The following is a 24,357-nucleotide window of genomic DNA, read 5'->3' as shown; positions in this document are numbered from 1 at the left end:
ACTCAGGCGCCGAGCAGGTCGGCAACGATGCGTTCGGCCGCGTGGCCATCCCAGCCGGGCGGAATCTGTCCGGCTTTGGTTTGTCCGGCCAGCAGCTGCGTTACCGCCTGCCGAACGGTGTCGGGATTCAGATCGGCCAGGAGCTGATTAGTGCCAAGGGTAACCGTAACGGGCCGCTCGGTCGAATTGCGAAAGGTGAGGCAGGGCACGCGCAGGTACGTCGTTTCTTCCTGAATGCCGCCCGAATCGGTAATCACCACCGTGGCGTGTTCCATCAGATGCAGGAATTCGAGGTAGCCCTGTGGCTCCAGCAGCCGAATGGCGGGGTTTGCCCGCAGCTGGTCCAGCAACCCGAAGCGGGTCAGGTTGGCCGCCGTGCGCGGGTGAACCGGAAACAATACCGGCAGCCGGCCGGCGGTATCCTGCGCAATCTGGACCAGGCTGCGCAGGCCCGCTTCCTGATCGACGTTGGCGGGGCGGTGCATGGTCATCAGGGCGTAGCGGCCGGGTGTCAGGCCCAGCGACCCTACGGTATCGAGCCGCGCGGCTTTCTGGCGGTAGTGCATCAGCGAATCGATCATGACATTGCCCACAAACCGCACCTTCTCGTCGGCAACGCCCTCCCGGCGCAGGTTGTCGAGGCCGGCCTGCTCGGTCACGTACAGCCGGTCGCTCAGGCTGTCGGTCAGGATGCGGTTGATTTCTTCGGGCATCCGGCGGTCGCCCGAGCGCAGGCCCGCTTCAACGTGGGCCACCCGCACGCCCAGCCGCACCGCCACCAGCGCACAGGCCAGCGTACTCGTCACATCGCCCACGACCAGCACCCAGTCGGGCTGCTCTTGTTCCATCACCCGCTCGAACCGAAGCATGATCTCGGCCGTCTGCTGGGTTTGGGTGCCGCTGCCCACCCCCAGGTAATAATCGGGGGTGGGCAGTTCAAGCTGATTGAAAAACACGTCGCTCATGCGGGCATCGTAGTGCTGCCCCGTATGCACGATTTTCGACCCGATGGCCGGGTGCTGCGCGAACGCGCGGTGGAGTGGCGCCACTTTCATGAAGTTGGGACGCGCCCCAACGATGTTTAGAATAGTCATAAACGATCGACCGGTTGGGCCAGCGCTGCGGGCAGAACGCTGGGTTGAGTTGACTGGCTGACTGGCGCGACGGTACTGCGCCGGTAGACACCCACAAACAGGTTGTTGACGTAGGGGCGGGGGGCCACTGGTTTCAGCAGGCGCGACAGTGGATCATAACTGCTGAAATACGCCGTTTCGATAGCCTCGAACTCAAAGCGCTGCAGTAGTTGCGCAAAGGTGTCGGGCGTGGCTACGTGGCGGATGTGGGCGAAGTAGCGCGGAAAGCCCGTAAGCGAAAAGAGGTGCCGCTCCAGCCGCCGGTAGCCGCTCGTGCGGTTGGGCATCGACACGATCAGCAGCCCGCCGGGCCGCAGTAGGGCGTGCATCTGCGTCAGCAGGGCGGGCAGGTCGTCGATGTACTCGAGCAGACTCGACGCAATCACCACATCCTTGCCGTTAAACCCAGCCGGATCGGCTAGCGGTAGCCGCTGCTGCACGTAGCGAAGGTTGGCGGCCTGGGGTTTCTGGTGGCATAGCCGGATCATTTCGGCCGACCCATCGACACCCGTTACCGATGCGGCCCGGCCTGCCAGGTAGCTGCTGAAAATGCCGGATCCGCAGCCCAGGTCGAGTACGTGGTCGGTGGGTGCAACGTAGCGGTCGAATAGGGCGGTCCAGACCCGGTAGCGCTCGCCGAAAGCCCGCGATGCTTCGTAGCGGCTATCGAATCGGGCGGCAATGGTATCGTGAAACCAGATGGCATCGGCAGCGTTGGTGTCGGCGGGCCGGGCCGGGTACAGCCAGTCGATAAAGGGCACGATCTGGTTGCCGATCTGAAGCCGGGGGGGCGGGCCGGGGTCGGTAAGCTGCATCTGTACGGCACGGGCCAGGGCGGCCGGATCGTACGGGTCGAAGCGGGCCGTGGGCGTCACCACATCGTCGAGGTAGGGCCGGTCGGCTGCCAGGATTGCGCTGCCTAGCCAGTAGGCTTCGAGCAGCCCCAGCCCGATGGTTTCGTTGACCGACGGAAACACGCAGGTGCCGCACGAGGCCGTTAGCTGCAGCAGAGTCTCGTAGGTCATCTGCCCGTGATTAACAATCCGGACCCCCTGTTGCTGCAACTGGCTAATCTGGTTGAGCAGCGCCGGCGTGGTGTAGGGCGAATCGGGGGCGACCGTGAGGTGGAGGGTGGGCGTCAGGCCCTGCTGGTGCAACAACGCCCACGCCCGCAGCAGCGTTACGTGGTTTTTATGCGGCTCCGGACTGCTGGCGTAAAGAAATGCAACCGGGTCGGCTTCGTCCGGTACGGCCACCGCCCGGATGGCTTCTTCGTTGTAGAACGGAAAGACCACAACCCGGGCCGGGTCGACCGAAAAGGTATCTAGAAAGAGCCGGCGCACGTAGGGCGTCTGCACCACAAACCAGTCGGTATGGTGCTGGTAGGCGGTCAGGTAGGCCCGGCGCAGGTTGCGCTTGATACGGTCGCGCAGCCGGAAGCTACGCCGGTCGTGGCCATTGAGGTAGTGCAGGTTATGGAAGTAGGTAACCGTGCGGATGTCGGCTTTGAAGGGCGGGGGAAAGTTGCCGAAGCAGAGCAGTGTGTCGGGCTGGTGCCGGTCGATGGCTGCCTGCAGCACCTCCCCGCGGTTGCGCAGGCCAACCGTCAGGTCAGTATACAGATTGGCGGGCAGGTCGATTGGTACCGACGGTTTTTTTAGGACGTGAAACGGCAGGCCGCGTGCCTGCAGCTGGCCAGCGAGGTAGCGAAGCAGCACGGCGCCCCCGCCCGAAATGTTGGCCGCGTCAATGAGGAGCATAAGCGGGTTGGGTTGGTTGCAATGACGCATACAGTCGGGCATACAGGCCGGCAATACGGTCGGGTGTGTAGCGGGCTACGTTTTGAAAGCCCGCTTCGATCAGGCCTTGCCGGTACGCATCGTCGTGGCCGATGCGCTCAATAGCCGCCCGGATCGCAGCGGGATCATACGGGTCGACGTAGCAGGCACCGTCGGGACCACCTACCTCGGTCAGGGGGCTCCGCTGGCTCGTCAGCACGGGCCGCCCGGTGGCCTGTGCTTCGAGAATGGGCATCCCGAACCCTTCGTAGGTTGATACAAACGAAACCAGATCGGCGTGGGCGTAACGCGCCACGATGGCGGCCCTGCTCAGGTGCTCATAGGCTTCGTACCGAATGCGACGCTGCCGCAACTGGGCCATCAGGTCGGGCAGCAGCGGACCAATCACCGTCAGCTGGCAGGGGAGTCCGGTCAGGGCGTCGATCAGGCGGGGCAGATTCTTGTGCGGGGCCGTGCCGATCTGGAGGATGTGTGGGCAGTGGGTCCGGTAGGGGGCGGGCTGGGGCCGGAAATCGGGGTGGCAAGCATTGGGCACCACCACTACCTTCTCGGCCAGGCGCCCCACCAGCCGGATCAGGTCCTGCCGCGTTTTTTCGGAGACAGTGGTCACCACGGCGGCCCGCCGGATGGGCGCGTAGTACCACAGCCACCAGAACAGCGCGTAGCGCAGGGGTCGGTGCCGGTTTTTTTCGAGCAGGATGCAATCGTGAATGGTCAGGATGGTGCGCCGGCCGGGCAGGGCCAGCGCCACGTAATGCACGTCGCCGGTGATGTGAACGAGCCCGGACAGGCGTTGCCGGGCCACAAAGCGGCAGTTTTGCCAGACCGAGCGCAGCCCCCGACTGATGTGGGGCAGGTGCAGTGTGGCCACGGGCGCGTCGGTTTGCCGGGCAACGGCCTGCCGGATGTGGCCAAACAGTTCTTCGATGCTGTGGCCCGTGCCGGGGCTGCGGAAGAGGTAGATCAGGCTCATAGGGATATACCGAGTCGGTTGAGGCCCCAGTAGAGCAGACTGACGAAGATAAGGGCGTTGGCCAGGCTGCCCCAGGTCGAGAGCAGGTCCGTTTCCATGGTCAGGCATCCGATATACAGCACCGGTAGCCACAGCACCAGCGATGGTCGGGCGTCGGCCCGGTCCAGCACCCGCCGGAAAATAAAACTCAGCATAAGGCCGTAGAGGCCGGCAAACAGGATGCCGCCGTAGCCAAAATTGACGTACCCCTCGCCCACGGGCGACAGGTTGATGCTGGTGTTTTCGAACTGCGGCAGCGACGTAAACCGCCGGATGTTTTCGTAGCCGCCGGTCTGGGGTTTGCCCGGCCAGACCAGTCGCGGCACAAACGGATACACAAACGACAGCAACACCTCGCCCTGGGCGTAGGGTTCGTGCAGCGGCACCTTGCCCATGGCGCTGCCAATCATCACGCCCTGGTTGAAGCGCATGAACGAGCTGAAAAAATGGTCGATGGTCAGGATTTTTTCGGGGTTGGCCAGCCGGTCGGCAATTAGCTCGCCCATCAGGCCGGCGTTGCCGCTGCGTTCGCTGCGCTGGTAGCCCCACGTGTTGCGCCGGTACTCGCCCTTCACCGACTGAATCAGGAGCAGAAAGGCAAACGCCACCACGGTGGCCAGCGTTTTGGTGCGGGTGGCCAGGGGCGTCGGGTGGCCGGCTGCAATCACCAGCATCAGCAGGGTCATCCAGAAAAATAAATCGCCAAACATGCCTTCCCGAACGGTGGCGTAGCACTGCAGTACCAGTACCAGACCGATCACTGGCCAGCGGAGCCGGCTGCCGGCGTAGTAGGCATACAGCGCGCTGACCAGCAGACACGAAGCGGGCAGGCTGCTCAGCAGCGCAGGCGCTCCGGGCAGTGCCAGCCGCACCGTAAATCCAAATACGCCGATCAGTAGCAGTACAAGGCTGGCCTGTCGCCTGTCCTGGAGGTAATCGGCGGCTGCCCGGATAGCATCGGCGTGGGCGCGGTGGGCATACCCGCGACTAAACCAGCTGATGCCGGCGTAGAAGGCCAGGTAAGCGGGCAGGGCGTAGCCGAAATAACGGTCGGAATCGACGGGCATCGACGCCGGAAAGATCCAGTAGGTGGCCGCCGGCACCAGTAGCAGCTCGAGGGCGGCAATGAAGCTGATGCAGTCGAGCAGGGCCAGCCGGTCGCCGATGCGGTCAAGAAAGGTCAGGAATACCCAGATCGATAGCGCAAAGGCCAGTGCCTCGGGCAGGGTGCTGCCCCAGTACCCGAAGGCCAGACCGAACAGACTGCTGCAGACAAGCGCGCGTTTCATGCGGATGCGTTGGTTTGGGTGGGCCGGAAGAGCAGGAGCGCGAGGCCCAGCTGCCCCGCAAACCCCAGGGCGGTGGCCAGCGCGGCTCCGGTAATGCCCAGGCGCGGAATCAATAGCACATTAAGTGCCAGATTTAAGACCGTTCCGGCGATTGTGTGCCAGCGAATGTAGCGGGTCTGGGCAAACGTGTACCATTTCAGTTCGAGCAGATGGATACCGGTCAGGGAGAGGTAGCCCACGGCCACGATGGGGCCAATGGCGAAAGCCGCCCGGTACCGATCGGCCAGCAGCAGGCTGCCGAAAAAAGACTGGCCCGCCCAGAACAGCCCGCAGCCTAGCCCGCCCACCAGCAGGTAGCGGATCAGGTAGTGGAGCAGCAGCGGGTTGGCCGCCGACGCGGGTAGTCCGTCGGCCCGCATGCGCAGCAACCGGGGCGACAGCAGGGCCAGCAGGGGGGCTACCAGCAGCAGCACCTTCGAACCCAGGCTGTAGCCCATCGTGTACTGCCCCACATCGGCATCGGTGAGGTAGTAGCGGATCAGGTACCGGTCGGCGTAGTTGAGCAGCCAGTTCCAGCCGGCCAGGCCCAGCAGCGGCCCTACAAAGTGTCGGTATTCCCGCCAGCGCGCAGCCCGTTCGGCGGCAGCGGCCCTGGGCAGTGGCTGACGGCTCCGCAGCCGCCAGAGCGCCAGCCCCGCAAACAACCCGTTGACCCCCGCCAGCAGCAGCCAGAGCCCCGTTGGCGTGGTGGTCAGGCCAAGCAGCAACAGCATACCGAAGCCCAGCAGGGTAGCCAGCGCGTAGGCTAGTTGCACCAGTACGAAGGGCCGGTGTCGGCCGGCGGCATTGAGCGATTCGTTGCCAAACTGATACAGGCCCTGCCCCACAGCCGCCAGCCAGACCAGGCCGAACACCGGGTTCTGGAAGTAGAGCCCGGCGACCAGGGCGAGGGCCGGCATCAGCGTTGTGTAGAGCAGACCAAGCAGCCGGGCATAGGCCGCCGTGGTGGACGGGGCCGGAAACCGGGCCAGGGCGGCCTTGTACGACTGGATGGTGGGCGTAATAAGCAGGCCATGCGCCAGCGTGAGCCCCGCAAACAGCAGGCTGTACTCGCCCCAGACGGCCGGCGGAACGTAAAGGGCCGTCAGCTTGCCGTAGGCCAGTGTGAGCCCGGCCGACAGAGCCTGGCCACCACCCAGCAGCAGCAGCGGTCGGGTGCGGGTCTGGGCCGATAGCCCCAGTAATCCTTTCATTGGGTGGCCAGTTGCGGGTGGGTAATGGCCAGCAGCTGCGCCATGCGCTGATCGACGGTGTGGTGAGCCTGAAAATGGGCGTACTGCTGTTCGGCCAGGGCGTGACGTTCGTCGGGGCGGGCGAGGTAATACCGGATCAGGTCGATGGCTTCGGCCATGCTCCGAAACGTGACCTGCTCGGCGGGAACCGCGCTGTAGCTGTCGAGGGTGTCTTTATGATCGCAGAGCTGAAAGCCACCGATACCGTTTATCTCGAAGTATTTCTGATTGGCCGAACTGATCTCCGCGTAGTGGAAATTGTTGAAGACGATACGGGCGCCGTAGAGCTGCCGGTTTTTTTCGGGGCCCACGAGGTAACGGGGCTGAAACGTGCTGCGCAGGGCGGGCTTGAGGTAGGGGCCAGGTTGGGCGTAGAGCGTAACGCGCAGGCCCGCGCGCTGGAGCTGCTCCACCATACGGGCTCGGTAGGCATAGAGTCCGCCAAACACCAGCACGTCGATATCGGTAATGCGTTCGGCGTCGGCTTTGGTGCCGGCCGGCCGCCTGTGCACGCGGGGGTTGAAAGCTTCGGGCAGGTAATGGGCGTTCAGGCCGGCCTTGTCGCGCATGAAGGCAGCCATGTAAGGCTCCTTCGTGAAATAATGGTCGAAATCGGCCGCCAGAATCTGCTGGTTTTCGAGGTTGGCCACGTGGTCGGGGTTGATCTGGGCCAGCACCGCGCCGGGGCACTGCTGCCGCAGCGCATCGGTCAGGGCGGGGTGCAGATGCCGGTACACCACCAGCACCAGATCGGGCTGCCGCCGGGCAATGCGGCTGGCCAGCTGTTGCATCCGGCTCCGGTCGTAGGGCGCCACGAAGCGACCGGCCCAGTAGGTGAGCTTACGCAGCAGCGGCAGCGTTCCGGCCGTGTCGATAATCTCGGCCGTATGGCCCAGCGCGCAGCAGGCGTCGGCGAGGTGAAATTCGAGCGAGTCGAAAGCGGGGTTGCCTACCAGAACGATGTGCATGGCCGGTCGGAGGGGGTTACAGGCGCCAGTAGTCGATACCACTGTCGGGTGGCAGGCTATACAGGCCCTTGAGGTCGAGCAGAATGGGGCTGCCATTCATCAGCGCGCGGAAATAAGCCAGGTCGTAGGCTTTGTAGGCATCGTGACCAACGGCCACAATCACCGCATCGTACAGCGTCGACGGCGTATCCATCAGCGTCATGCGGTATTCATGCGCTACTTCGTTGGGCGATGCGTGGGGGTCGACAAGGTGCACGTTGATGGCGTATTTCATCAGCTCCCGTACCAGATCGGCCACTTTGGAGTTGCGGATATCCGATACGTTTTCCTTGAACGTCAGGCCCATCACCAGTACTTTGGTCTGCCGCGGGTTTTTGCCGTGCTGCAGCAGCATCTGCAGCAGTTTCGTGGCAATGTAAGCGGGCATACCATCGTTGATGCGCCGGCCCGAATTGATCACCTGCGGGTCGTAGCCCAGCTGCCGGGCCTTGTAGAGTAGGTAATACGGGTCGACCCCGATGCAGTGGCCCCCCACCAGGCCGGGCGTAAAGGGCAGAAAATTCCATTTGGTAGCGGCAGCCTTGATTACCTCGTGGGTGTCGATTCCCATCTTGTCGAAGATAATGGCCAGCTCGTTCATCAGCGAGATGTTGAGGTCGCGCTGCGTATTCTCGATTACCTTGGCCGCTTCGGCCACCCTGATGCTCGGCGCGGCATAGATGCCCGCTTCGATGATATGGCCATATACGGCGGCCACCACGTCGGTGGCTTCGGCGTCGCTGCCCGACACCACCTTCAGGATGGTCGTCAGCGTCCGCACCTTGTCGCCGGGGTTGATCCGTTCGGGCGAGTAACCCAGCTTGAAATCGGTGCCCAGCCGCAGCCCCGACTGGGCTTCCAGAATGGGCAGGCAGTCGTCTTCGGTGCAGCCCGGATACACGGTCGATTCGTAGACCACGTAGTCGCCCGGTTTGAGCGCCCGCCCCACCACCTCCGACGCCAGTTGCAGCGCCTTCAAATCGGGTACTTTATAATCGTCGACGGGCGTGGGTACGGCTACCACAAAAAAGTGCGCCTGTGCCAGTTCGGCGGGGTCGGCGGTAAAGGTGATATCGGCCTGGGCAAAGGCGTCGGCCGGCATCTCGCGCGAGGGGTCGTCGCCCCGCTGCAGCATGGCCACCCGGTCGACGCTGATGTCAAACCCCAGCACCCGAAACTGCCGGGCAAAGGCCAGCGCAATGGGCAGCCCCACATACCCCAGCCCGATCACGGCAATGGTCTTTTCTTTCTGTAACAGGGCGTCGAACACGGTTTGGGAGTACAGTTTACGGTTTACAGTTTGTAGTTTACAGTTTGTGGTTTGTCGTTTGCCGTTTTGGGCGTGGATAATTGGCTGGCTCGATTTACGACATTCGATCGGAGAAGTGGCTAACCGGCTGAGTGTGTGGTCGCCATCGGCGGATCAACCACTAACTACAAACCACCAACCACCAATTACTAACCACACACCACAAACTACCACCGCCCTCACGCCACCAGCTGGCGGAGTCGGCCGGGCAGGTCGAGCTGCTGGGCCAGGAGCCAGCCAATGCCGACGAGCAGACCTAGCACCAGGTAGCCCAGCACCATCATACTGCGTTTGGGCGACACCCGAATCAGGGGCACCCGGGCTGGTTCGAGCACTTTAAACACCGGCGTTCGCTCCTGCACCTTTAGTTTGGCTTGCTCGTACTGCCGCGACAGTTCGGTATAGACGGTCTGGGCAATGGTCAGTTCGGCTTCCATGCGTTGCTTATCCATCGTGGCCGCCTGCACCACCAGGTACTTATGCTGGTCGTTGTAGTGAAAAACGTTGTACTGGGCATTCTGGTACCGCTTCCGCGATTCGTCCAGCCGCTGGCTGTAAAAACGCAGATCGGCGCGGGCTTTTTCGGTGCGGTAGCTGGTCACATACTGCGTCAGGTAATCCATGGCCTGCTGCGCTACCGTGGCAGCCGCCTGCGCATCGGGCATTTTGGCCGTAATGGTGATGACGCCCGAGCGGGTGTCGAGTTTGGCCGATACCCGTTTGTCGATGGCTTCGGCCAGGCGCTGCTGCCGGCGGGTCAGCTGCACGGGTTTGTTGGGACCGTTGGCAACGGGTTTGCCGGCGGGTTTTTCGGCCGGCCGGAACCAGTTCATCGGCGACCAGCCGGCGGGTTGATCGCCGTCGGGGTCGAGCAGATCGGCCACGGTCAGGCGTTCGCCCTCGCTCGTCACCACCGGCTGCTCGATCAGGTACAGCACAAACGGGGTGCTCTGCAGCACGTTGGGGTACAGATCGGGCCGCACGGCATCGACGCCCTCGGCATCCGACAGGTCGAGGCCCGCAAAGCCCGCCACCGACGCCAGCCGTTTAAACACGTCGCCCGAGCCGCTGTTCATCTCGGGCATAATCCGGGCTTCGGATACAAATTCGGGTGTGGCCAGCAGCGCCATCACCACCCCGACAGCCGCAAAGGCCAGCGCAAACAGTCCCAGCCGCCCCCGACCCTGCCACAGCGTTCGGACCAGGGTAGCCGTTTCGAGAGCAGGGTAGCGTGAGGGAACAGGACGGGATACAACGGAAGACATAGGAGGGAGGCTTACATGAATAAGCGAATAACCGACAGCAGGACAGCTGCACCCGACGAAATAACGGTCAGCAGGGCCGCCCGTTCGGTGGTCGACAGGCGGTTCTGGCCTTTGGGGGGGCGGGCCGGAATCACGATCTCCATGCCGCGTTCGGGCGTGGGAAAGCGCCGGATACCCAGCAGGCCCCGGGCGGGCATCACCTTGCCGTTGGCCCGAATGGCGTAGACCTTCCGCCGTTCGGCCTTGTCGGTGAAGCCTCCTGCATCGTCGATGTACTGCCGGAACGAGCGCGTGGGGTCGAACTCGACCGTGGCCGGGTTCAGCACTTCGCCCCGGATCCGGACCAGTTCGGTTTTGCGGGGAATCAGCAGCGTATCGCCGTCTTCGAGCAGCAGGTTACCCACGTCGGCGGGGTTGCTCAGAATCCGGGCCATATCGATCGAAATCACGCTGCCCCGGCGCGTAAAGCGGGCCGCCGGCAGGTAAGCGTCGGGTTTGAGCCCACCGGCCCGGCCAATCAGGTCGGCCAGCCGGTCGGTGGTGGTGCGAATGGCGTAAGGGCCTGGATAGATCACTTCCCCGCCCACCAGCACGCCTTTCTGGGCTTCGTAGCGGGGGGAGGTGCGCACAAACACCTGGTCGTAGGGGCGCAGCGTGAGCCGGGCGTCGGCGGGGTCGAGCCGCAGGTTGCGGTCGATGGCAAACGAAAGCAGCTGGGTGGTTTGCCCGATCGAGTCGGGACTGTCGAGGGGGCCGATGCGCCGGGCAATCTCCATCCGCGACGACACCGCGCCGTCGCTGAACCCACCCGCCAGCACCACCAGGTTGGCCACCGTCAGGCTGTCGACGAAGGGGTAGGTGCCCGATCGGTTGATCGCCCCCTGAATCGATACCGTGCGGGCCTGCCGCAACTCGTTCTGGCTTATGATCTCCACGACATCGTTTCGTTTGAGGGGCATGTCGGGCTGTTCGCCCCGCATCACCCGCCCCAGATCGACCGACAGCAGTTCGGGGTCGTTGTTTTCGCGCAGCCGCCGGATGGTGGCCCGGTTCAGAAAGGCATCTTCGCGCAGCCCTTCGGCGCTGGTAATCAGCTGCCGCAAGGTCGGGTTGCGGGTCAGGGCAAAGTCGCCGGGCCGAAACACGGCCCCCGTAATGCTGACTTTGTTGTCGACGCGGTTGAGCAGCGTACCGATGCTGTATTGATCGCCCGCCTTAGGCACGAACGCGTCGATGTCGGCGGCCGGAATCGTGATGAGCTGCTGGCCGGTAGCCGTGTTCCGGCGCAGGTTGATCGAGGCCGTGTAGGCCTGATCGGCAAAGCCACCGGCAAACGTCAGCAGCTGGCGCAGCGTTTCGCCGGGCCGCGCTTCGTAGAGCCCGGGCTGCCGCACCTGACCCGCCAGCTCGATGCGCCGGTCGTAGTGGTCGACGAAGATAATGTCCTGGTCCTGCAGCCGGATGTTGTCTTTCTGGTCGGCACGCAGCAGAAAGTCGTAGATATCGAGGGTGCGTACGAGTCGGTTGGCGCGGTATACGCGAATGGCCCGAAACGAGCCCCGATCGGGCAGGGGGCCGCCGGCTGCGTAGAGCGCGTTGAACACCGATGCCAGCGACGACAGGGTGTAGGTGCCGGGCCGCACGATCTGCCCCAGCAGGGTGACGCGGATGCTGCGGACGCTGCCCAGCGTAACCTGGGCGTTGATGCCCCCACTACCCGTGTTGAGGCCCTGGTAGAGCGTGCGCAACCGCCCCACGATGCGCTGTTCGGCCTGGTCGATGGTCAGGCCGTTGACGTAGATTGGGGCGAGGTTTTCGAGCCGGATGCTGCCTTCGGGGCTCACCCTGGGGCGGTAGGTTTGCTGGGCGTTGCCAAAAATATCGATGATCAGCTCGTCGTCGGGGCCGATCTGGTAGTTGCGGGGGGTAGGAATGCGCAGGTTGGGCTCAAACGTCAGACTGGCATTGCCAAACAGCGACGCGCCGAATACCACGGGCCCATTGGTGGCCGGGGCGGCCGCGGGTGGGGCAGGCGTGGCGGGCTGCTCGCGCACTACATTGGCCGGTGTGGGGTCGGCGGCCGGTTTGCTGGTGGGCAGGGCGCCGGGGGCGGCTGTTTCGAGAATGCGCTGCCGCATCCGGCTGATGTCGGCATCGGTAAAACCCCGCGACCGGGCCAGCTGCTCCATCTGGGCTTCGGTCATGCCGCTCGCCTGGGCCTGCTGCACAAACTGCTTTACCTGATCGGGCGTCAGGTTTTCCACGGCCTGCGCCAGCGCCGGTCCGCTGCTGCCCAGCAGCATCAGTAACACACTATACCGCCTTAGCCGGCGGCTCCAGACGCTCCACATCGCAGGTACACGATTCGCCAAAACGAATACGGGTTTTTAGGTTAGACTACACAGCCGGTGGGGCTGCATGTATCGTTACTGCGAGAGGAGTAAACAAATTACGGGCCGAAAAAAAGACAGGGGCCGCGAATGACGCTGATTGAGCTGATTAACAGGGATTAATTTATTTGTCCAGCGATCACTACTGCCGGTTGTGGGACGATATCGGTCAATCGTTTATCAGCGTGTATCTGCCTTATCTCCGTCATTCGCGGGCCATTACAACCGCTGCATCAACCGCCCGACGATGCCGTTTTTCCAGCTCACGTAATCGCCGGCGGCAATGTGGGTGCGGGCCTGCCGAACCAGCCACAGATAGAACGTCAGGTTTTGCAGCGAGGCAATCTGACCGCCCAGCAACTCATCGGCTTTGAAAAGGTGGCGCAGGTACGCCTTGGTGTAGAACGTACTGGCGTACCCCCCCAGCCCCGCGTCGATCGGGCTGTAGTCGGTGCTCCACTTTTCGTTTTTGATGTTGATGATCCCCTCCGTGGTGAAGAGCAGGCCGTGGCGGGCGTTGCGGGTGGGCATCACACAGTCGAACATGTCGACACCCAGCGCAATGGCTTCCAGGATGTTGGCCGGCGTACCCACCCCCATCAGGTAGCGCGGTTTGTCGGCGGGCAGAATCCCGTTGACCAGCTCAATCATGGCGTACATCTCCTCGGCGGGTTCGCCCACGGCCAGTCCACCGATGGCGTTGCCTTCGCGCTCTTTACTCGCGATCACCTCGGCCGACTGCCGGCGCAGGTCGGTGTAGGTGCTGCCCTGCACAATCGGGAACAGCGTCTGGCGGTAGCCGTAGTGGCCCTCGGTGCTGTCGAAACGGGTGATACAGCGGTCGAGCCAGCGGTGTGTCATGTCCATCGACGCCCGGGCGTAGCCGTAGTCGCAGGGGTAGGGCGTACACTCGTCGAACGCCATGATGATATCGGCCCCGATCGTGCGCTGAATATCCATTACCCCTTCGGGACTGAACATATGCTTCGAGCCGTCGATGTGCGACTTGAACGTAACGCCTTCTTCCTTGATCTTGCGGGTGTTCGACAGCGAATAAACCTGATACCCGCCCGAATCGGTCAGGATGGGCCGGCGCCAGCCATTGAAGGCGTGCAGCCCGCCCGCCTGCCGCAGCACGTCGAGGCCGGGGCGCAGGTAGAGGTGGTAGGTATTACCCAGAATAATTTCGGCGTTGATGTCGGTTTCCAGTTCGCGCTGGTGCACCGCTTTCACCGTGCCGGCGGTGCCGACGGGCATGAAAATAGGCGTCTGCACCGGACCGTGGTCGGTGGTGAATACGCCCGTACGGGCCTGTGAGTCGGTATCGCGGGCGGTAATCGAAAATGTCATACCACAAAGATAGGCAGAAAAGGCCGCCGGGTCAGGGGCAATACCCCGTCTGCCGGTTGAGGGCGGCTCCCAAACCCACGCCGACCGCGTAGCACAGCAGATCACTCCACCCAAACGAAAAGCCCAGCACCAGCCCGCCCAGCGGCATGGCCCGCAGCCGGTCGATCCAGGGGGCGTGGTACAGCTGGCTGCATTCGATACCGACACAGAACAGCAGCGCGGCCCCGGCCAGCCCCCGCGTTGGCCAGCGGGGCCAGAGCAGGGCAATGCCGAAGAAGATCATCAGCGCCCAGAGCACGTCGCCCACGTACAGACGCACAAACGGCACCTCGCCCAGATAGCGCCGGGAGCCCAGCCCGAGCAGCAGGGCCGTCAGCAGCAGACAGCCGTAGGTAAGGCGAAGGCGAACGGGCGGGGTAGGCGGCATGAGCAGCACGGGGGCGAGTGAGGCCGAAAGCTAGGCGCTGGCGATCAGTATGACAAGGCATACCCGTTCCGTATATTTGCCCGCCAAACTGCATCTGCCTACGAATCAATCACTACCCATCCTGTGCTAACTGCCCTACTGACTGGCTGGCTGCTTGTGCTGGTCATTCAGCTCGTGTATATCCTGTTCATTTTCAGCCGAACGGCCTTTCGATCCGCTGAACCGGCGGCCACCCCACCCGCCAATGCCCCCGGCGTCACGATCGTTGTCTGCGCCCGGAACGAATACACCAACCTGCTGGACCTGCTGCCCCAGCTCGACGCCCAGGTGTACCCCCTGTTTGAGGTGCTGGTGATGGACGACCGCTCGACTGATGGCACCCAGGCTTACCTCGACAACGAGATTGCGCACCTGACGCACGTTCGGTCTATCCGGATCGACACGCAGCCGGCCCACATCACGCCCAAGAAATACGCCATCACCATCGCCATCAAGAAAGCGACCTACCCCACGGTGCTGCTGACCGATGCCGACTGCCGCCCGGCGTCGGATGGGTGGCTGGCCGGCATGGTGGCCCGACTGGCCAGTCCGGAAAAGGCGCTGGTGCTGGGGTTCTCGCCCTACCAGGCCGCGCCCGGGCTGCTCAACCTGCTCATCCGGTTCGAGACGCTGTTTACCGCCGTGCAATACCTCTCGCTGGCGCTGGCCGGCCGGCCCTACATGGGCGTGGGGCGTAACCTGGCCTACCGCACGCAGCTGTTTATGGCCAACCGGGGCTTCTACTCGCACATGAACGTGCTGGGGGGCGACGATGATCTGTTCGTCAACGAAGTGGCTACGGCTACCAATACCACGGTCTGCCTCGATCCCGACACGTTTATGTGGTCGATTCCGAAAGAAACCTGGGCCGACTGGCGGACCCAGAAACGGCGGCACCTCAACGTGGGCAAGTTTTACCGACCCGGCAATAAGGTCAGGCTGGGGCTGCTGGTGGGCTCGCACGTGCTGTCGTGGGGGCTGGCCGGGGTAGCGGGCGGGCTAGTGGGGGCGAAAATGCTGGCCGGCTGGCCGTTTACCCCCGCCGAATGGTTACTTTTGTGCGGTGCCTCGGCGCTGTTCGGGCTGCGGCTGCTCCTGTTCTGGGGCATTGTGGGCCGCATTAGCTATCGGCTGGCCCACACGGTTCACTGGCTGCTGATGCCGGTGATGGATCTGGTACTGGCCGTTTACTACGGCATGGCCGGCCTCAAAACGGGCTTCACCCGCCGGCAGAAGCAATACGACTGGCGCTGACCACCGGCGCCCCATTCTGTGATCATGACAATCGACCTTATTCTCAAGTATTTCCCCAACCTCAGCGCGCAGCAGAAAGAGCAGTTTGCTGCGCTCGACGGCCTGTATCGCGAGTGGAACGCCCAGATCAACGTGATCTCGCGGCAGGACATCGACGCGCTCTACGAAAAACACGTGCTACACTCGCTCGGCATCGCCAAAATAATTCAGTTCAAACCCGGCACCGAAATCCTCGACGTCGGCACGGGCGGGGGCTTTCCGGGCATTCCGCTGGCCATTCTGTTTCCGCTGGCCGATTTCCACCTGGTCGACAGCATCGGCAAAAAGATCAAGGTAGTGCAGGGCGTAAGCGATGCGCTGGGGCTCACCAACGTGAAAGCCGAGCAGGCCCGCGTGGAGCACCTCGACACCACCTACGACTTTGTGGTGAGTCGGGCCGTTACGCGGCTGAAGCCCTTTCTGGGCTGGGTGCGCTACAAAATCCTGAAGTCGGGCAACAACGACAAGCCCAACGGGGTTCTTTACCTCAAAGGGGGCGACCTGGGCGAAGAGCTGGCCGAAGTGACCGACCGCTACCGGATCTACGACCTGACCGACTACTTCGAGGAGCCCTTTTTCGAAACCAAAAAAGTCGTTTACGTGCCGAAGAAATAGGTGTGTAGGGGCTGAGGAGCGTTTTCAGTATCCGGTATTCAGTTTTCAGAAGCTGACAGGATTCGTTGCCCGGGCTTAGCCTGCCGTGTTTTGCCAATCGCACCCTGTGCCGACACCGGGAACGCCGATGAGCGGACTACTGAAAACCGACTACTTTACCCTGAGCCGGGCAACCGTACACCGAATACTGCAAACTGAATACAGACCAACCAACACTATGCCCAACGCAAAATTCCGCTCCAGCAGCTTCAAAGACCCCATCAACCGCGACGAGGTTGAGTTCAACGATAAAGGCGTCACGTTCCGGGTGCGTAAGCTTATCGGCGGCACCGACAACTTCGTGTTCTACTCCGACATCTCGGGTGTCGAGATCGACAACGGCCTGTTCTTCGCCACCGTGCGGGTGATTCCGCGGGCGCGGCCGGAGATCGTGATCACTAACTTCAGCAAGGGCGACGCCCGGCGCATCAAGGAACTGATTCTGGAGAACGTGCCGAACCACCGCCCCGACGCCTTCCGGTAAAAAAAATTTGGTGCCAACGGGGGCTGACAATCAGACGTCTGGGCGCTGGTGGGCCCGATTCGGGTAAAAAATTTGGGCTTACCCCTTGCGCAGCGTCGATCTGGCTCCTACTTTTGCACCACGATTCCCGAATAGCTCAGTCGGTTAGAGCATCTGACTGTTAATCAGAGGGTCGCTGGTTCGAGCCCAGCTTCGGGAGCACAAAGATCAAGCGCTTAGCGGAAATGCTAAGCGCTTTTTTGTTTCAATTGCAATACACTTTGTTGTACTGATTCTCAGTAAACTCAATCAACGTACATACCTGTTTCAGCCCGCTGTCCGTTAACCTTACCTTTCTCAAATCGACACCATAGCCGTTTAAACCGTTTGGCAGTCGTTTCAGCCGTATTGCGGTAATCCGGTCGCTCAGCAAAATAGTAAAGACGTCAAAGAAGAACAGTTTTAGTAGGGGGTTCTACGTGAACTTTAAAGCAGCCGAACATAAATGTGCTTTTTGACATTGCTAAAAGTCAAGAAGTAAAACCAAAAGAATTGTCAAACGATAAAAAATGACGAGCACAGCGCAACGTACCGCATTACAAAACCAAATATGGAAAATAGCGAACGACGTACGGGGTTCGGTAGATGGATGGGATTTTAAACAGTTCGTATTAGGAACACTCTTTTACCGCTTCATCAGCGAGAACTTTGCTGACTACATCGAGGCCGGAGATGAAAGCATCCACTACGCCGACCTGCCAGATGAAGTGATGACGCCAGAACTAAAAAAGGACGCCGTTATCACCAAAGGCTATTTTATAGCCCCAAGTCAGCTTTTTGTAAATGTGGCTAAAACCGCTGCTACCAACAAAAACCTAAATACCGACCTGAAAGCCATTTTTGATGCCGTGGAAAGCTCGGCCACTGGTTACCCATCCGAGGAAGATATCAAAGGACTGTTTGCCGATTTTGACACCACGAGCACCCGGCTGGGCAACACTGTAGAGGCTAAGAACAGCCGCCTGGCTGCGGTGATAAAAGGTGTAGCGGCCTTGAGTTTTGGAGCGTTTGAAGAGGCACAGATTGACCTGTTTGGCGATGCATACGAATTTCTGATCTCCAACTATGCCGCTAATGCCGGTAAATCGGGCGGTGAGTTTTTCACCCCGCAAAATGTATCGAAACTATTGGCACAACTGGCCCTGCACGGGCAAACCACCGTTAACAAAATATACGACCCGGCGGCTGGTTCCGGCTCTTTGCTCTTGCAAGCCAAAAAGCACTTTGATGCCCACATCATACAGGAGGGTTTCTTTGGGCAGGAGATTAACCACACGACCTACAACCTGGCCCGGATGAACATGTTTCTGCACAATGTGAACTATGACAAGTTTGACATTGCGCTCGGCGATACGCTTCGGTATCCGCACTTTGGCGATGAGAAGCCCTTTGATGCCATTGTTTCCAATCCCCCTTACTCCATCCCGTGGATCGGTGCCGACGATCCTACCTTGATTAACGACGACCGCTTTGCCCCCGCCGGTGTGCTGGCGCCTAAATCAAAAGCCGATTTTGCCTTTATACTCCATGTCCTTAGCTACCTATCCAGTAAAGGCCGGGCCGCTATTGTTTGTTTCCCCGGCATTTTTTATCGGGGCGGGGCGGAGCAGAAGATCAGGAAGTACCTGGTGGATAACAACTTTGTGGAAACGGTGATCTCCCTGGCGCCCAACCTGTTTTACGGTACTTCTATTGCCGTGAACATTCTGGTATTGAGTAAGCACAAGCCTGACACCCGTACACAGTTTATAGATGTGAGTGGCGAAGGCTTTTTCAAAAAAGTAACCAACAACAATATGCTGCTGGATGAGCATATTGACAAGATAATGGCCCTGTTTGCTAGCAAGGCCGATACAGACCACGTAGCCGTTTCGGTAGAAAACGAGACGATAGCGGCAAACGATTACAATTTGTCCGTTAGTTCATATGTGGAAGCGAGGAACACCCGGGAGCAGTTTGAGATAGCGGACTTGAACAGCGAGATTGCGGCAACGGTAGAAAAGATAAACGCCTTGCGTACCAGCATTGACGCAATTATAAAGGAGATTGACGCATGAGTTATTTAGAAGGATTGCTGGATGGGGCGGATGTGGAATGGATGGCGTTGGGGAAAATAGCTGTATTGGTTCGTGGAAATGGCTTACAGAAAAAGGATTTTACTGAAGCTGGTGTTCCTGCTATTCATTATGGCCAGATTTATACTTACTATGGGTTAAGTACAGTTAAAACCAAGTCTTTTGTTTCGCCAGAATTAGCGAGGACTTTGAGGAAAGTTGATAAAGGTGATATTGTTATTACAAACACAAGTGAAAATATTGAAGATGTAGGAAAAGCCCTCGTTTACCTTGGTAAAACGCAAGCGGTTACTGGTGGTCATGCCACAATCATTAAACCCAGTCATCTTCTGTTAGGTAAATACTTTGGTTATTTCACGCAGACCGAAAACTTTGCAAATCAGAAGCGTAAATATGCAAAGGGGGCAAAAGTAATTGACGTATCTGCCACCGATATGTCAAAAATTCTCATTCCCATTCCCTGTCCTGATAATCCCGAAAAATCCATTCAGATACAAACAGAAATCGTTCGTATTCTCGATACATTTACAGAGCTTACAGCAGAGCTTACAGCAGAGCTTACAGCCCGTAAAAAACAGTATAGCTACTACCGGGAGCAGCTGCTAAGTTTTGAGGACGGAGAAGTGGAATGGAAGACGTTGGGTGAGTTAGCCAAGAATTTGGACTCGATGCGCAAACCTGTTACAAGTGGGTTAAGGGAAACTGGTAATATTCCTTATTATGGGGCTTCAGGAATTGTAGATTATGTGAAGGATTACATATTCGACGGTGATTATTTACTGATCTCTGAAGATGGTGCAAATTTAATTGCAAGGAATACCCCAATAGCATTTAGTATAAGTGGTAAAAGTTGGGTTAATAATCACGCCCATGTGTTAAAGTTTAACACCTATGCGGAAAGGAGGTACGTTGAATACTATTTAAATAGTATTGATTTAACTCCGTACATCTCAGGGGCCGCCCAACCCAAACTAAACCAAAATAATTTGAATAACATTAAAATACCAAATCCCTTACCAGAGGAAAAGAAAAGAATCGTTTCTATTCTCGACCAATTTGACACGCTCACCACTTCCATTAGCGAGGGCTTACCAAAAGAAATAGCCCTGCGTAAAAAGCAGTATGAACATTATCGGGATTTACTATTAACCTTTCCAAAAACAGATGTAATGGCATGATATGGGACAGTCACTAAAAGAAATAGCACAATCACTTAAGAATGCTGATAAGAAAATAAAAGTACAGTTAATCTATGCTTTCAACGGATCTGGGAAAACACGCCTATCGCGAGCGTTTAAAGAATTAGTGGCTCCCAAAAATTCTGAACCTGCAGAGGAGGAATCAAAGATTAAGGTAATGTACTACAATGCATTTACTGAAGATTTATTTTATTGGGATAACGATTTGGATAATGATACTGATAGAAAGTTGAAAATCCAGCCTAATAGCTATACAGATTGGATTCTTAAAGAGCAAGGGCAGGAACTCAACATTGCTAAACATTTTCAACGTTATACAAACGATAAGTTAACTCCGAATTTTAATGAAGAATATAGAATTAAGGATAAGGATAGTAATGATGTTATAGTCCCTGTTTACTCTGAAGTTCGTTTCTCATTTGAACGTGGTAACAATGAACCATCCGAGTTTATTAAGATTTCAAAGGGTGAAGAAAGCTGTTTTGTTTGGAGTATTTTTTACAGCTTATTAGCGCAAACCATTAGTGTATTAAATGTGGCAGAAGAGGTAGAAAGAGAAACAGAACAATTTAATGATTTGCAGTACGTCTTTATTGATGACCCTGTAAGTTCATTAGATGATGCTCATTTAATTGAGTTAGCGGTGAATATCGCAGAATTAATTAAATCAAGCCAATCTGATCTAAAATTTATAATTACAACGCATAACCCATTATTTTATAATGTACTATTCAATGAATTCAATAACACCGATGCTCGTTTCAGTTACAAACCAAAATACTGCGTTAAGAAACGGTTGGAAAAATTAGATGATGGTACTTTTCAGCTTCACATTCAGCCAAAAGATTCACCATTTGCTTATCATCTATTTCTTTTAGCTGAACTTGAGAAAGTAACAGAGTCAGGGGATGTTAAAAAATACCACTTCAACTTTCTTCGCAATATTTTGGAAAAGGCTGCCACATTCCTTGGATATGGGAATTGGGAGGAGCTTTTGCCAAATGACGCATTTGGTGCACGTGAAGGCTATTATAAGCGTATAATCAATTTCTCCAGCCATAGCAAATTTTCAGCTGAAGAAATCCCATTTGAACCAGAGAGAGAGAGAACTGTGTTAGCGCATATAATTAGCGATTTTAGGACACGACACGGGTTTAAATTAAAAGAGAGTTCTACTGTAAATCAATAGAATGTCACAGTATAAAACCATAGCAGAGTCAAACAACTTCATTGTTCTCGACCAGTACACCAAACATTCTGCTTGGAATGAGGCACCCGCTGTGTACCAGACCGAGGCAGCACTGGAACGGGAGATGGTACAGGACCTGATAGCGCAAGGCTATGAAGCACCGGCTAACCTCACCTCCATGCAAGCCCTATTGGCCAATGCCCGTGTGCAGCTACAGGCATTGAACAACACGCAGTTTACCGATGCGGAGTGGGCTCGCTACGTGGAGGAGTACCTGGATAAGCCCAGCGATAACCTGGTGGAGAAGACCCGGAAAGTGCAGGAAGACTATATCTACGACTTTGTGTTTGACGATGGGCATATTCAAAACATTTACTTGTTTGATAAGGCCAATATAGCCCGTAACAAAGTACAGGTCATTTCGCAGTTTGGGCTCAAGGGCACCCAGGCCAACCGCTACGACGTAACCATACTGGTGAATGGCCTACCGCTGGTACAAGTAGAACTAAAGAAGCGAGGTGTGGCCATTCGGGAAGCCTTTAATCAAGTTCATCGCTACAGCAAAGAGAGCTTAAATAGCGATGCATCGCTGTTTAAGTACCTCCAGATTTTTGTTATCTCCAACGGTACCGATAGCCGCTACTTTGCTAACACCGTAAAGCGAGACAAAAACAACTTCGATTTTACCATGAACTGGGCTAGGGCCGACAACACCCTTATTAAAGACCTGAAAGACTTTACGGCCACCTTTTTTCAGAAGTCCACCCTGCTAGAGGTATTACTCACTTATTCCGTTTTTGACACCAGCGATACCCTACTGATTATGCGGCCCTACCAGATAGCCGCTACCGAACGGATGCTGTGGAAAATTAAAAGCTCCTTTGCGGCCAAAAACTGGAGCAACACGGAAAGCGGTGGCTATGTATGGCATACCACCGGCTCGGGCAAAACGCTTACTTCTTTCAAGGCTGCCCGGCTGGCTACGCAGTTACCTTTTATTGATAAAGTATTTTTTGTGGTAGACCGCAAAGACCTGGATTTTCAAACCATGAAGGAGTACCAGCGCTTTTCTCCCGACAGCGTAAACGGGTCGGAGAACACCGCCGGACTAAAGCGAAATATTGAGAAGGAGGACAATAAGATTATCGTCACCACCATTCAGAAGCTTAATAACCTGATGAAGAGTGAGCCTGATCTATCTATCTATCAAAAGCAGGTGGTATTTATATTCGATGAAGCCCACCGCTCTCAATCTGGCGAAGCGCAAAAGAACCTGAAGAAGAAGTTTAAAAAATTCTATCAGTTTGGATTTACCGGTACACCCATTTTTGCAGGAAAAAATGCACTTGGTGCAGAAAGTACCGCCAGCGTGTTTGGCGGGGAACTGCACGCCTATGTTATTACCGATGCCATAAGAGATGAGAAAGTGTTGAAGTTTAAGGTAGACTACAACAATGTGCGGCCTAAATTCAAAAGCATTGAAACCGAAACCGATGAAAGAAAGTTAAGCACCGCCGAAAGCAAAGAAGCCTTTTTGCATCCGGCCCGCATCCGGGAAATTTCGCAATACATTTTACAGAATTACAAGTACAAAACACACCGGGGCCAGGGCGGAAACAAAGGCTTCAATGCCATGTTTGCGGTAAACAGTGTAGATGCCGCTAAACTCTATTACGAGGAATTTGCCCGCTTGCAGCAGGATAGCGAAAAACCACTGAAAGTCGCCACTATTTTTTCATTCGCGGCCAACGAAGAACAAAACGCCATCGGGGAAATAACCGATGAAACCTTTGAGCCTTCGGCAATGGACAGCAGCGCCAAAGAAGCACTGACGAAAGCGATCAACGACTATAACGGCATGTTCAAAACAAGCTACGGTGTTGACAGCAGAGAGTTTCAAAATTATTACCGAGACCTTGCCAAGCGGGTGAAGAGTAAAGAAGTAGACCTGCTCATTGTCGTAGGTATGTTCCTTACCGGTTTTGATGCGCCTACACTTAATACCCTATTTGTTGATAAGAATCTGCGCTATCATGGCCTGATACAGGCTTTTTCCCGTACCAACCGTATTTACGATGCCACAAAAACCTTTGGTAATATTGTTACATTCAGGGATTTAGAACAGGCCACCGTTGACGCAATTACCCTTTTTGGTGATAGCAATACCAGGAACGTAGTATTGGAAAAGAGTTATAAAGAATACTTAGAAGGCTTTACCGACAATACCACTGGCGAAGCCCGGCGAGGATACATTGAGGTGGTAAACGAATTAGCGGAGAAATTTCCTAACCCTGATGAAATTGTAAAGGAGAAAGACAAAAAAGATTTTGCTAAACTGTTTGGTGAATATCTACGTGTCGAAAACATCCTGCAGAATTTCGATGAGTTTACCCATTTGAAAGCATTACAAGCGATAAATACAGCTGATGCAGCCGCCATCGAAGCATTTAAGGAGGGTAATTCTCTAACCGATGCTGATATAACAGCATTGCAAGAGATAAAGCCACTACCGGAAAGAATGGTACAGGACTACCGGAGTACCTATAACGACATTCGGGATTGGATCAGGCGAGAAAGAACCGGTAATGAAACAGCCACATCAAAAATTGATTGGGATGATGTTGTTTTTGAAATAGACTTGTTGAAGTCGCAGGAAATAAACCTTGATTATATCTTAGAACTCATCTTTGAACATAATAAAAAGATAAAGAACAAATCGGCGCTGGTAGAGGAAATTCGCCGGGTAATAAGGGCCAGCATTGGCAACCGTGCCAAAGAAAGTCTGGTGGTAGATTTTATTAACGAAACAAATTTAGACACGATTAAAAGCAAAGCCGAAACTATGGAGGCTTTCTATACCTATGCACAAGAGCAACAAACAATAGAGGTATCCGAACTAATTACGGAGGAGAAGTTAAACGAGGAAGAAGCAAAGCGTTACATAGCAGTATCTCTGAAACGTGAATATGCCAGTGAAAACGGCACGGAGCTGAATGCGCTGCTGCCAAAAATGAGTCCATTGAATCCGCAATATCTCACGAAAAAGCAAACAGTTTTTCAAAAGATTGCTGCATTTATTGAAAAGTTTAAAGGTGTTGGAGGACAGATTTGA

The 24,357-nt window shown here is 56.8% G+C and carries 18 protein-coding genes and 1 tRNA gene; 8 read left to right on the top strand and 11 right to left on the bottom strand.

Features of this window, described 5'->3' with window-relative positions; all coding sequences use genetic code 11:
- Positions 1–2: 2 nt before the first annotated feature.
- The 11 genes from wecB to ACYVAC_RS16030 form a co-directional block, all read right to left on the bottom strand.
- Positions 3–1,094 carry a non-hydrolyzing UDP-N-acetylglucosamine 2-epimerase gene (gene wecB / locus ACYVAC_RS16080; protein ID WP_461098768.1) on the bottom strand — a complete coding sequence of 364 codons (1,092 nt, stop codon included), beginning with the start codon at positions 1,092–1,094 and terminating at the stop codon, positions 3–5.
- A complete protein-coding gene (locus ACYVAC_RS16075) occupies positions 1,091–2,893 on the bottom strand; it encodes a methyltransferase domain-containing protein (RefSeq protein ID WP_461098767.1) in 1,803 nt (600 codons plus the stop codon). Before ACYVAC_RS16075 ends, wecB begins: the two co-directional genes overlap by 4 nt.
- Positions 2,880–3,905 carry a glycosyltransferase family 4 protein gene (locus tag ACYVAC_RS16070; RefSeq protein ID WP_461098766.1) on the bottom strand — a complete coding sequence of 342 codons (1,026 nt, stop codon included), beginning with the start codon at positions 3,903–3,905 and terminating at the stop codon, positions 2,880–2,882. The genes ACYVAC_RS16075 and ACYVAC_RS16070 overlap by 14 nt, the downstream gene beginning before the upstream one ends.
- Entirely contained in the window at positions 3,902–5,233 is a 1,332-nt protein-coding gene (locus tag ACYVAC_RS16065) for a hypothetical protein (protein WP_461098765.1), read from the bottom strand. The genes ACYVAC_RS16070 and ACYVAC_RS16065 overlap by 4 nt, the downstream gene beginning before the upstream one ends.
- Positions 5,230–6,486 carry a polysaccharide biosynthesis protein gene (locus ACYVAC_RS16060; protein ID WP_461098764.1) on the bottom strand — a complete coding sequence of 419 codons (1,257 nt, stop codon included), beginning with the start codon at positions 6,484–6,486 and terminating at the stop codon, positions 5,230–5,232. Before ACYVAC_RS16060 ends, ACYVAC_RS16065 begins: the two co-directional genes overlap by 4 nt.
- Positions 6,483–7,493: a CgeB family protein gene (locus ACYVAC_RS16055; RefSeq protein ID WP_461098763.1), complete on the bottom strand. Its 1,011-nt coding sequence runs from the start codon at positions 7,491–7,493 to the stop codon at positions 6,483–6,485. Before ACYVAC_RS16055 ends, ACYVAC_RS16060 begins: the two co-directional genes overlap by 4 nt.
- A gap of 16 nt (positions 7,494–7,509) precedes the next feature.
- Positions 7,510–8,802 carry a nucleotide sugar dehydrogenase gene (locus ACYVAC_RS16050; RefSeq protein ID WP_461098762.1) on the bottom strand — a complete coding sequence of 431 codons (1,293 nt, stop codon included), beginning with the start codon at positions 8,800–8,802 and terminating at the stop codon, positions 7,510–7,512.
- A 218-nt stretch (positions 8,803–9,020) separates the two neighbouring features.
- A complete protein-coding gene (locus ACYVAC_RS16045; protein WP_461098761.1) occupies positions 9,021–10,106 on the bottom strand; it encodes a Wzz/FepE/Etk N-terminal domain-containing protein in 1,086 nt (361 codons plus the stop codon).
- 11 nt (positions 10,107–10,117) lie between these two features.
- On the bottom strand, positions 10,118–12,478 hold the full coding sequence (locus ACYVAC_RS16040; RefSeq protein WP_461098760.1) for an SLBB domain-containing protein: 2,361 nt from the start codon (positions 12,476–12,478) through the stop codon (positions 10,118–10,120).
- A gap of 237 nt (positions 12,479–12,715) precedes the next feature.
- The gene (gene tgt / locus ACYVAC_RS16035; RefSeq protein WP_461098759.1) at positions 12,716–13,846 is read right to left on the bottom strand and encodes a tRNA guanosine(34) transglycosylase Tgt; all 1,131 of its coding nucleotides are present in this window, start codon (positions 13,844–13,846) and stop codon (positions 12,716–12,718) included.
- A 31-nt stretch (positions 13,847–13,877) separates the two neighbouring features.
- Positions 13,878–14,273, bottom strand: coding sequence for a ribosomal maturation YjgA family protein (locus ACYVAC_RS16030; protein ID WP_461098758.1), 396 nt, complete (start codon positions 14,271–14,273; stop codon positions 13,878–13,880).
- A gap of 123 nt (positions 14,274–14,396) precedes the next feature.
- Between ACYVAC_RS16030 and ACYVAC_RS16025 the strand changes: the two genes are divergently transcribed.
- The 8 genes from ACYVAC_RS16025 to ACYVAC_RS15990 all read left to right on the top strand — a co-directional run bounded on the left by ACYVAC_RS16025 (position 14,397) and on the right by ACYVAC_RS15990 (position 24,357).
- Positions 14,397–15,566: a glycosyltransferase gene (locus tag ACYVAC_RS16025; RefSeq protein ID WP_461098757.1), complete on the top strand. Its 1,170-nt coding sequence runs from the start codon at positions 14,397–14,399 to the stop codon at positions 15,564–15,566.
- A 24-nt stretch (positions 15,567–15,590) separates the two neighbouring features.
- Complete coding sequence (gene rsmG / locus ACYVAC_RS16020) at positions 15,591–16,220, top strand: 16S rRNA (guanine(527)-N(7))-methyltransferase RsmG (RefSeq protein WP_461098756.1); 630 nt, start codon at positions 15,591–15,593, stop codon at positions 16,218–16,220.
- A 217-nt stretch (positions 16,221–16,437) separates the two neighbouring features.
- Positions 16,438–16,743 (top strand): hypothetical protein, encoded by a 306-nt coding sequence (locus ACYVAC_RS16015; RefSeq protein ID WP_461098755.1) that lies wholly within the window; start codon positions 16,438–16,440, stop codon positions 16,741–16,743.
- A gap of 125 nt (positions 16,744–16,868) precedes the next feature.
- Positions 16,869–16,942, top strand: a tRNA-Asn gene (locus ACYVAC_RS16010).
- A gap of 349 nt (positions 16,943–17,291) precedes the next feature.
- The gene (locus ACYVAC_RS16005; protein WP_461098754.1) at positions 17,292–18,839 is read left to right on the top strand and encodes a type I restriction-modification system subunit M; all 1,548 of its coding nucleotides are present in this window, start codon (positions 17,292–17,294) and stop codon (positions 18,837–18,839) included.
- Positions 18,836–20,035: a restriction endonuclease subunit S gene (locus tag ACYVAC_RS16000; RefSeq protein ID WP_461098753.1), complete on the top strand. Its 1,200-nt coding sequence runs from the start codon at positions 18,836–18,838 to the stop codon at positions 20,033–20,035. The genes ACYVAC_RS16005 and ACYVAC_RS16000 overlap by 4 nt, the downstream gene beginning before the upstream one ends.
- A 1-nt stretch (position 20,036) precedes the next feature.
- On the top strand, positions 20,037–21,245 hold the full coding sequence (locus tag ACYVAC_RS15995) for an AAA family ATPase (protein WP_461098752.1): 1,209 nt from the start codon (positions 20,037–20,039) through the stop codon (positions 21,243–21,245).
- Position 21,246: 1 nt separating this feature from the next.
- Positions 21,247–24,357 carry a type I restriction endonuclease subunit R gene (locus tag ACYVAC_RS15990; RefSeq protein ID WP_461098751.1) on the top strand — a complete coding sequence of 1,037 codons (3,111 nt, stop codon included), beginning with the start codon at positions 21,247–21,249 and terminating at the stop codon, positions 24,355–24,357.

The organism is Spirosoma luteolum, from assembly GCF_054778875.1.
Note: the sequence above shows the minus strand (reverse complement) of the source record. Positions and strands in the feature narration are given on the sequence as shown.

Coding starts and splice junctions, on each gene's coding strand:
- ACYVAC_RS16075 (WP_461098767.1), bottom strand. CDS start 2,893: ATGCTCCTCATTGACGCGGCCAACATTTCGGGCGGGGGCGCCGTGCTG.
- ACYVAC_RS16000 (WP_461098753.1), top strand. CDS start 18,836: ATGAGTTATTTAGAAGGATTGCTGGATGGGGCGGATGTGGAATGGATG.
- ACYVAC_RS16055 (WP_461098763.1), bottom strand. CDS start 7,493: ATGCACATCGTTCTGGTAGGCAACCCCGCTTTCGACTCGCTCGAATTT.
- ACYVAC_RS15990 (WP_461098751.1), top strand. CDS start 21,247: ATGTCACAGTATAAAACCATAGCAGAGTCAAACAACTTCATTGTTCTC.
- tgt (WP_461098759.1), bottom strand. CDS start 13,846: ATGACATTTTCGATTACCGCCCGCGATACCGACTCACAGGCCCGTACG.
- ACYVAC_RS16070 (WP_461098766.1), bottom strand. CDS start 3,905: ATGAGCCTGATCTACCTCTTCCGCAGCCCCGGCACGGGCCACAGCATC.
- ACYVAC_RS16005 (WP_461098754.1), top strand. CDS start 17,292: ATGACGAGCACAGCGCAACGTACCGCATTACAAAACCAAATATGGAAA.
- ACYVAC_RS16060 (WP_461098764.1), bottom strand. CDS start 6,486: ATGAAAGGATTACTGGGGCTATCGGCCCAGACCCGCACCCGACCGCTG.
- ACYVAC_RS16015 (WP_461098755.1), top strand. CDS start 16,438: ATGCCCAACGCAAAATTCCGCTCCAGCAGCTTCAAAGACCCCATCAAC.
- rsmG (WP_461098756.1), top strand. CDS start 15,591: ATGACAATCGACCTTATTCTCAAGTATTTCCCCAACCTCAGCGCGCAG.
- ACYVAC_RS15995 (WP_461098752.1), top strand. CDS start 20,037: ATGGGACAGTCACTAAAAGAAATAGCACAATCACTTAAGAATGCTGAT.
- ACYVAC_RS16065 (WP_461098765.1), bottom strand. CDS start 5,233: ATGAAACGCGCGCTTGTCTGCAGCAGTCTGTTCGGTCTGGCCTTCGGG.
- ACYVAC_RS16045 (WP_461098761.1), bottom strand. CDS start 10,106: ATGTCTTCCGTTGTATCCCGTCCTGTTCCCTCACGCTACCCTGCTCTC.
- ACYVAC_RS16030 (WP_461098758.1), bottom strand. CDS start 14,273: ATGCCGCCTACCCCGCCCGTTCGCCTTCGCCTTACCTACGGCTGTCTG.
- wecB (WP_461098768.1), bottom strand. CDS start 1,094: ATGACTATTCTAAACATCGTTGGGGCGCGTCCCAACTTCATGAAAGTG.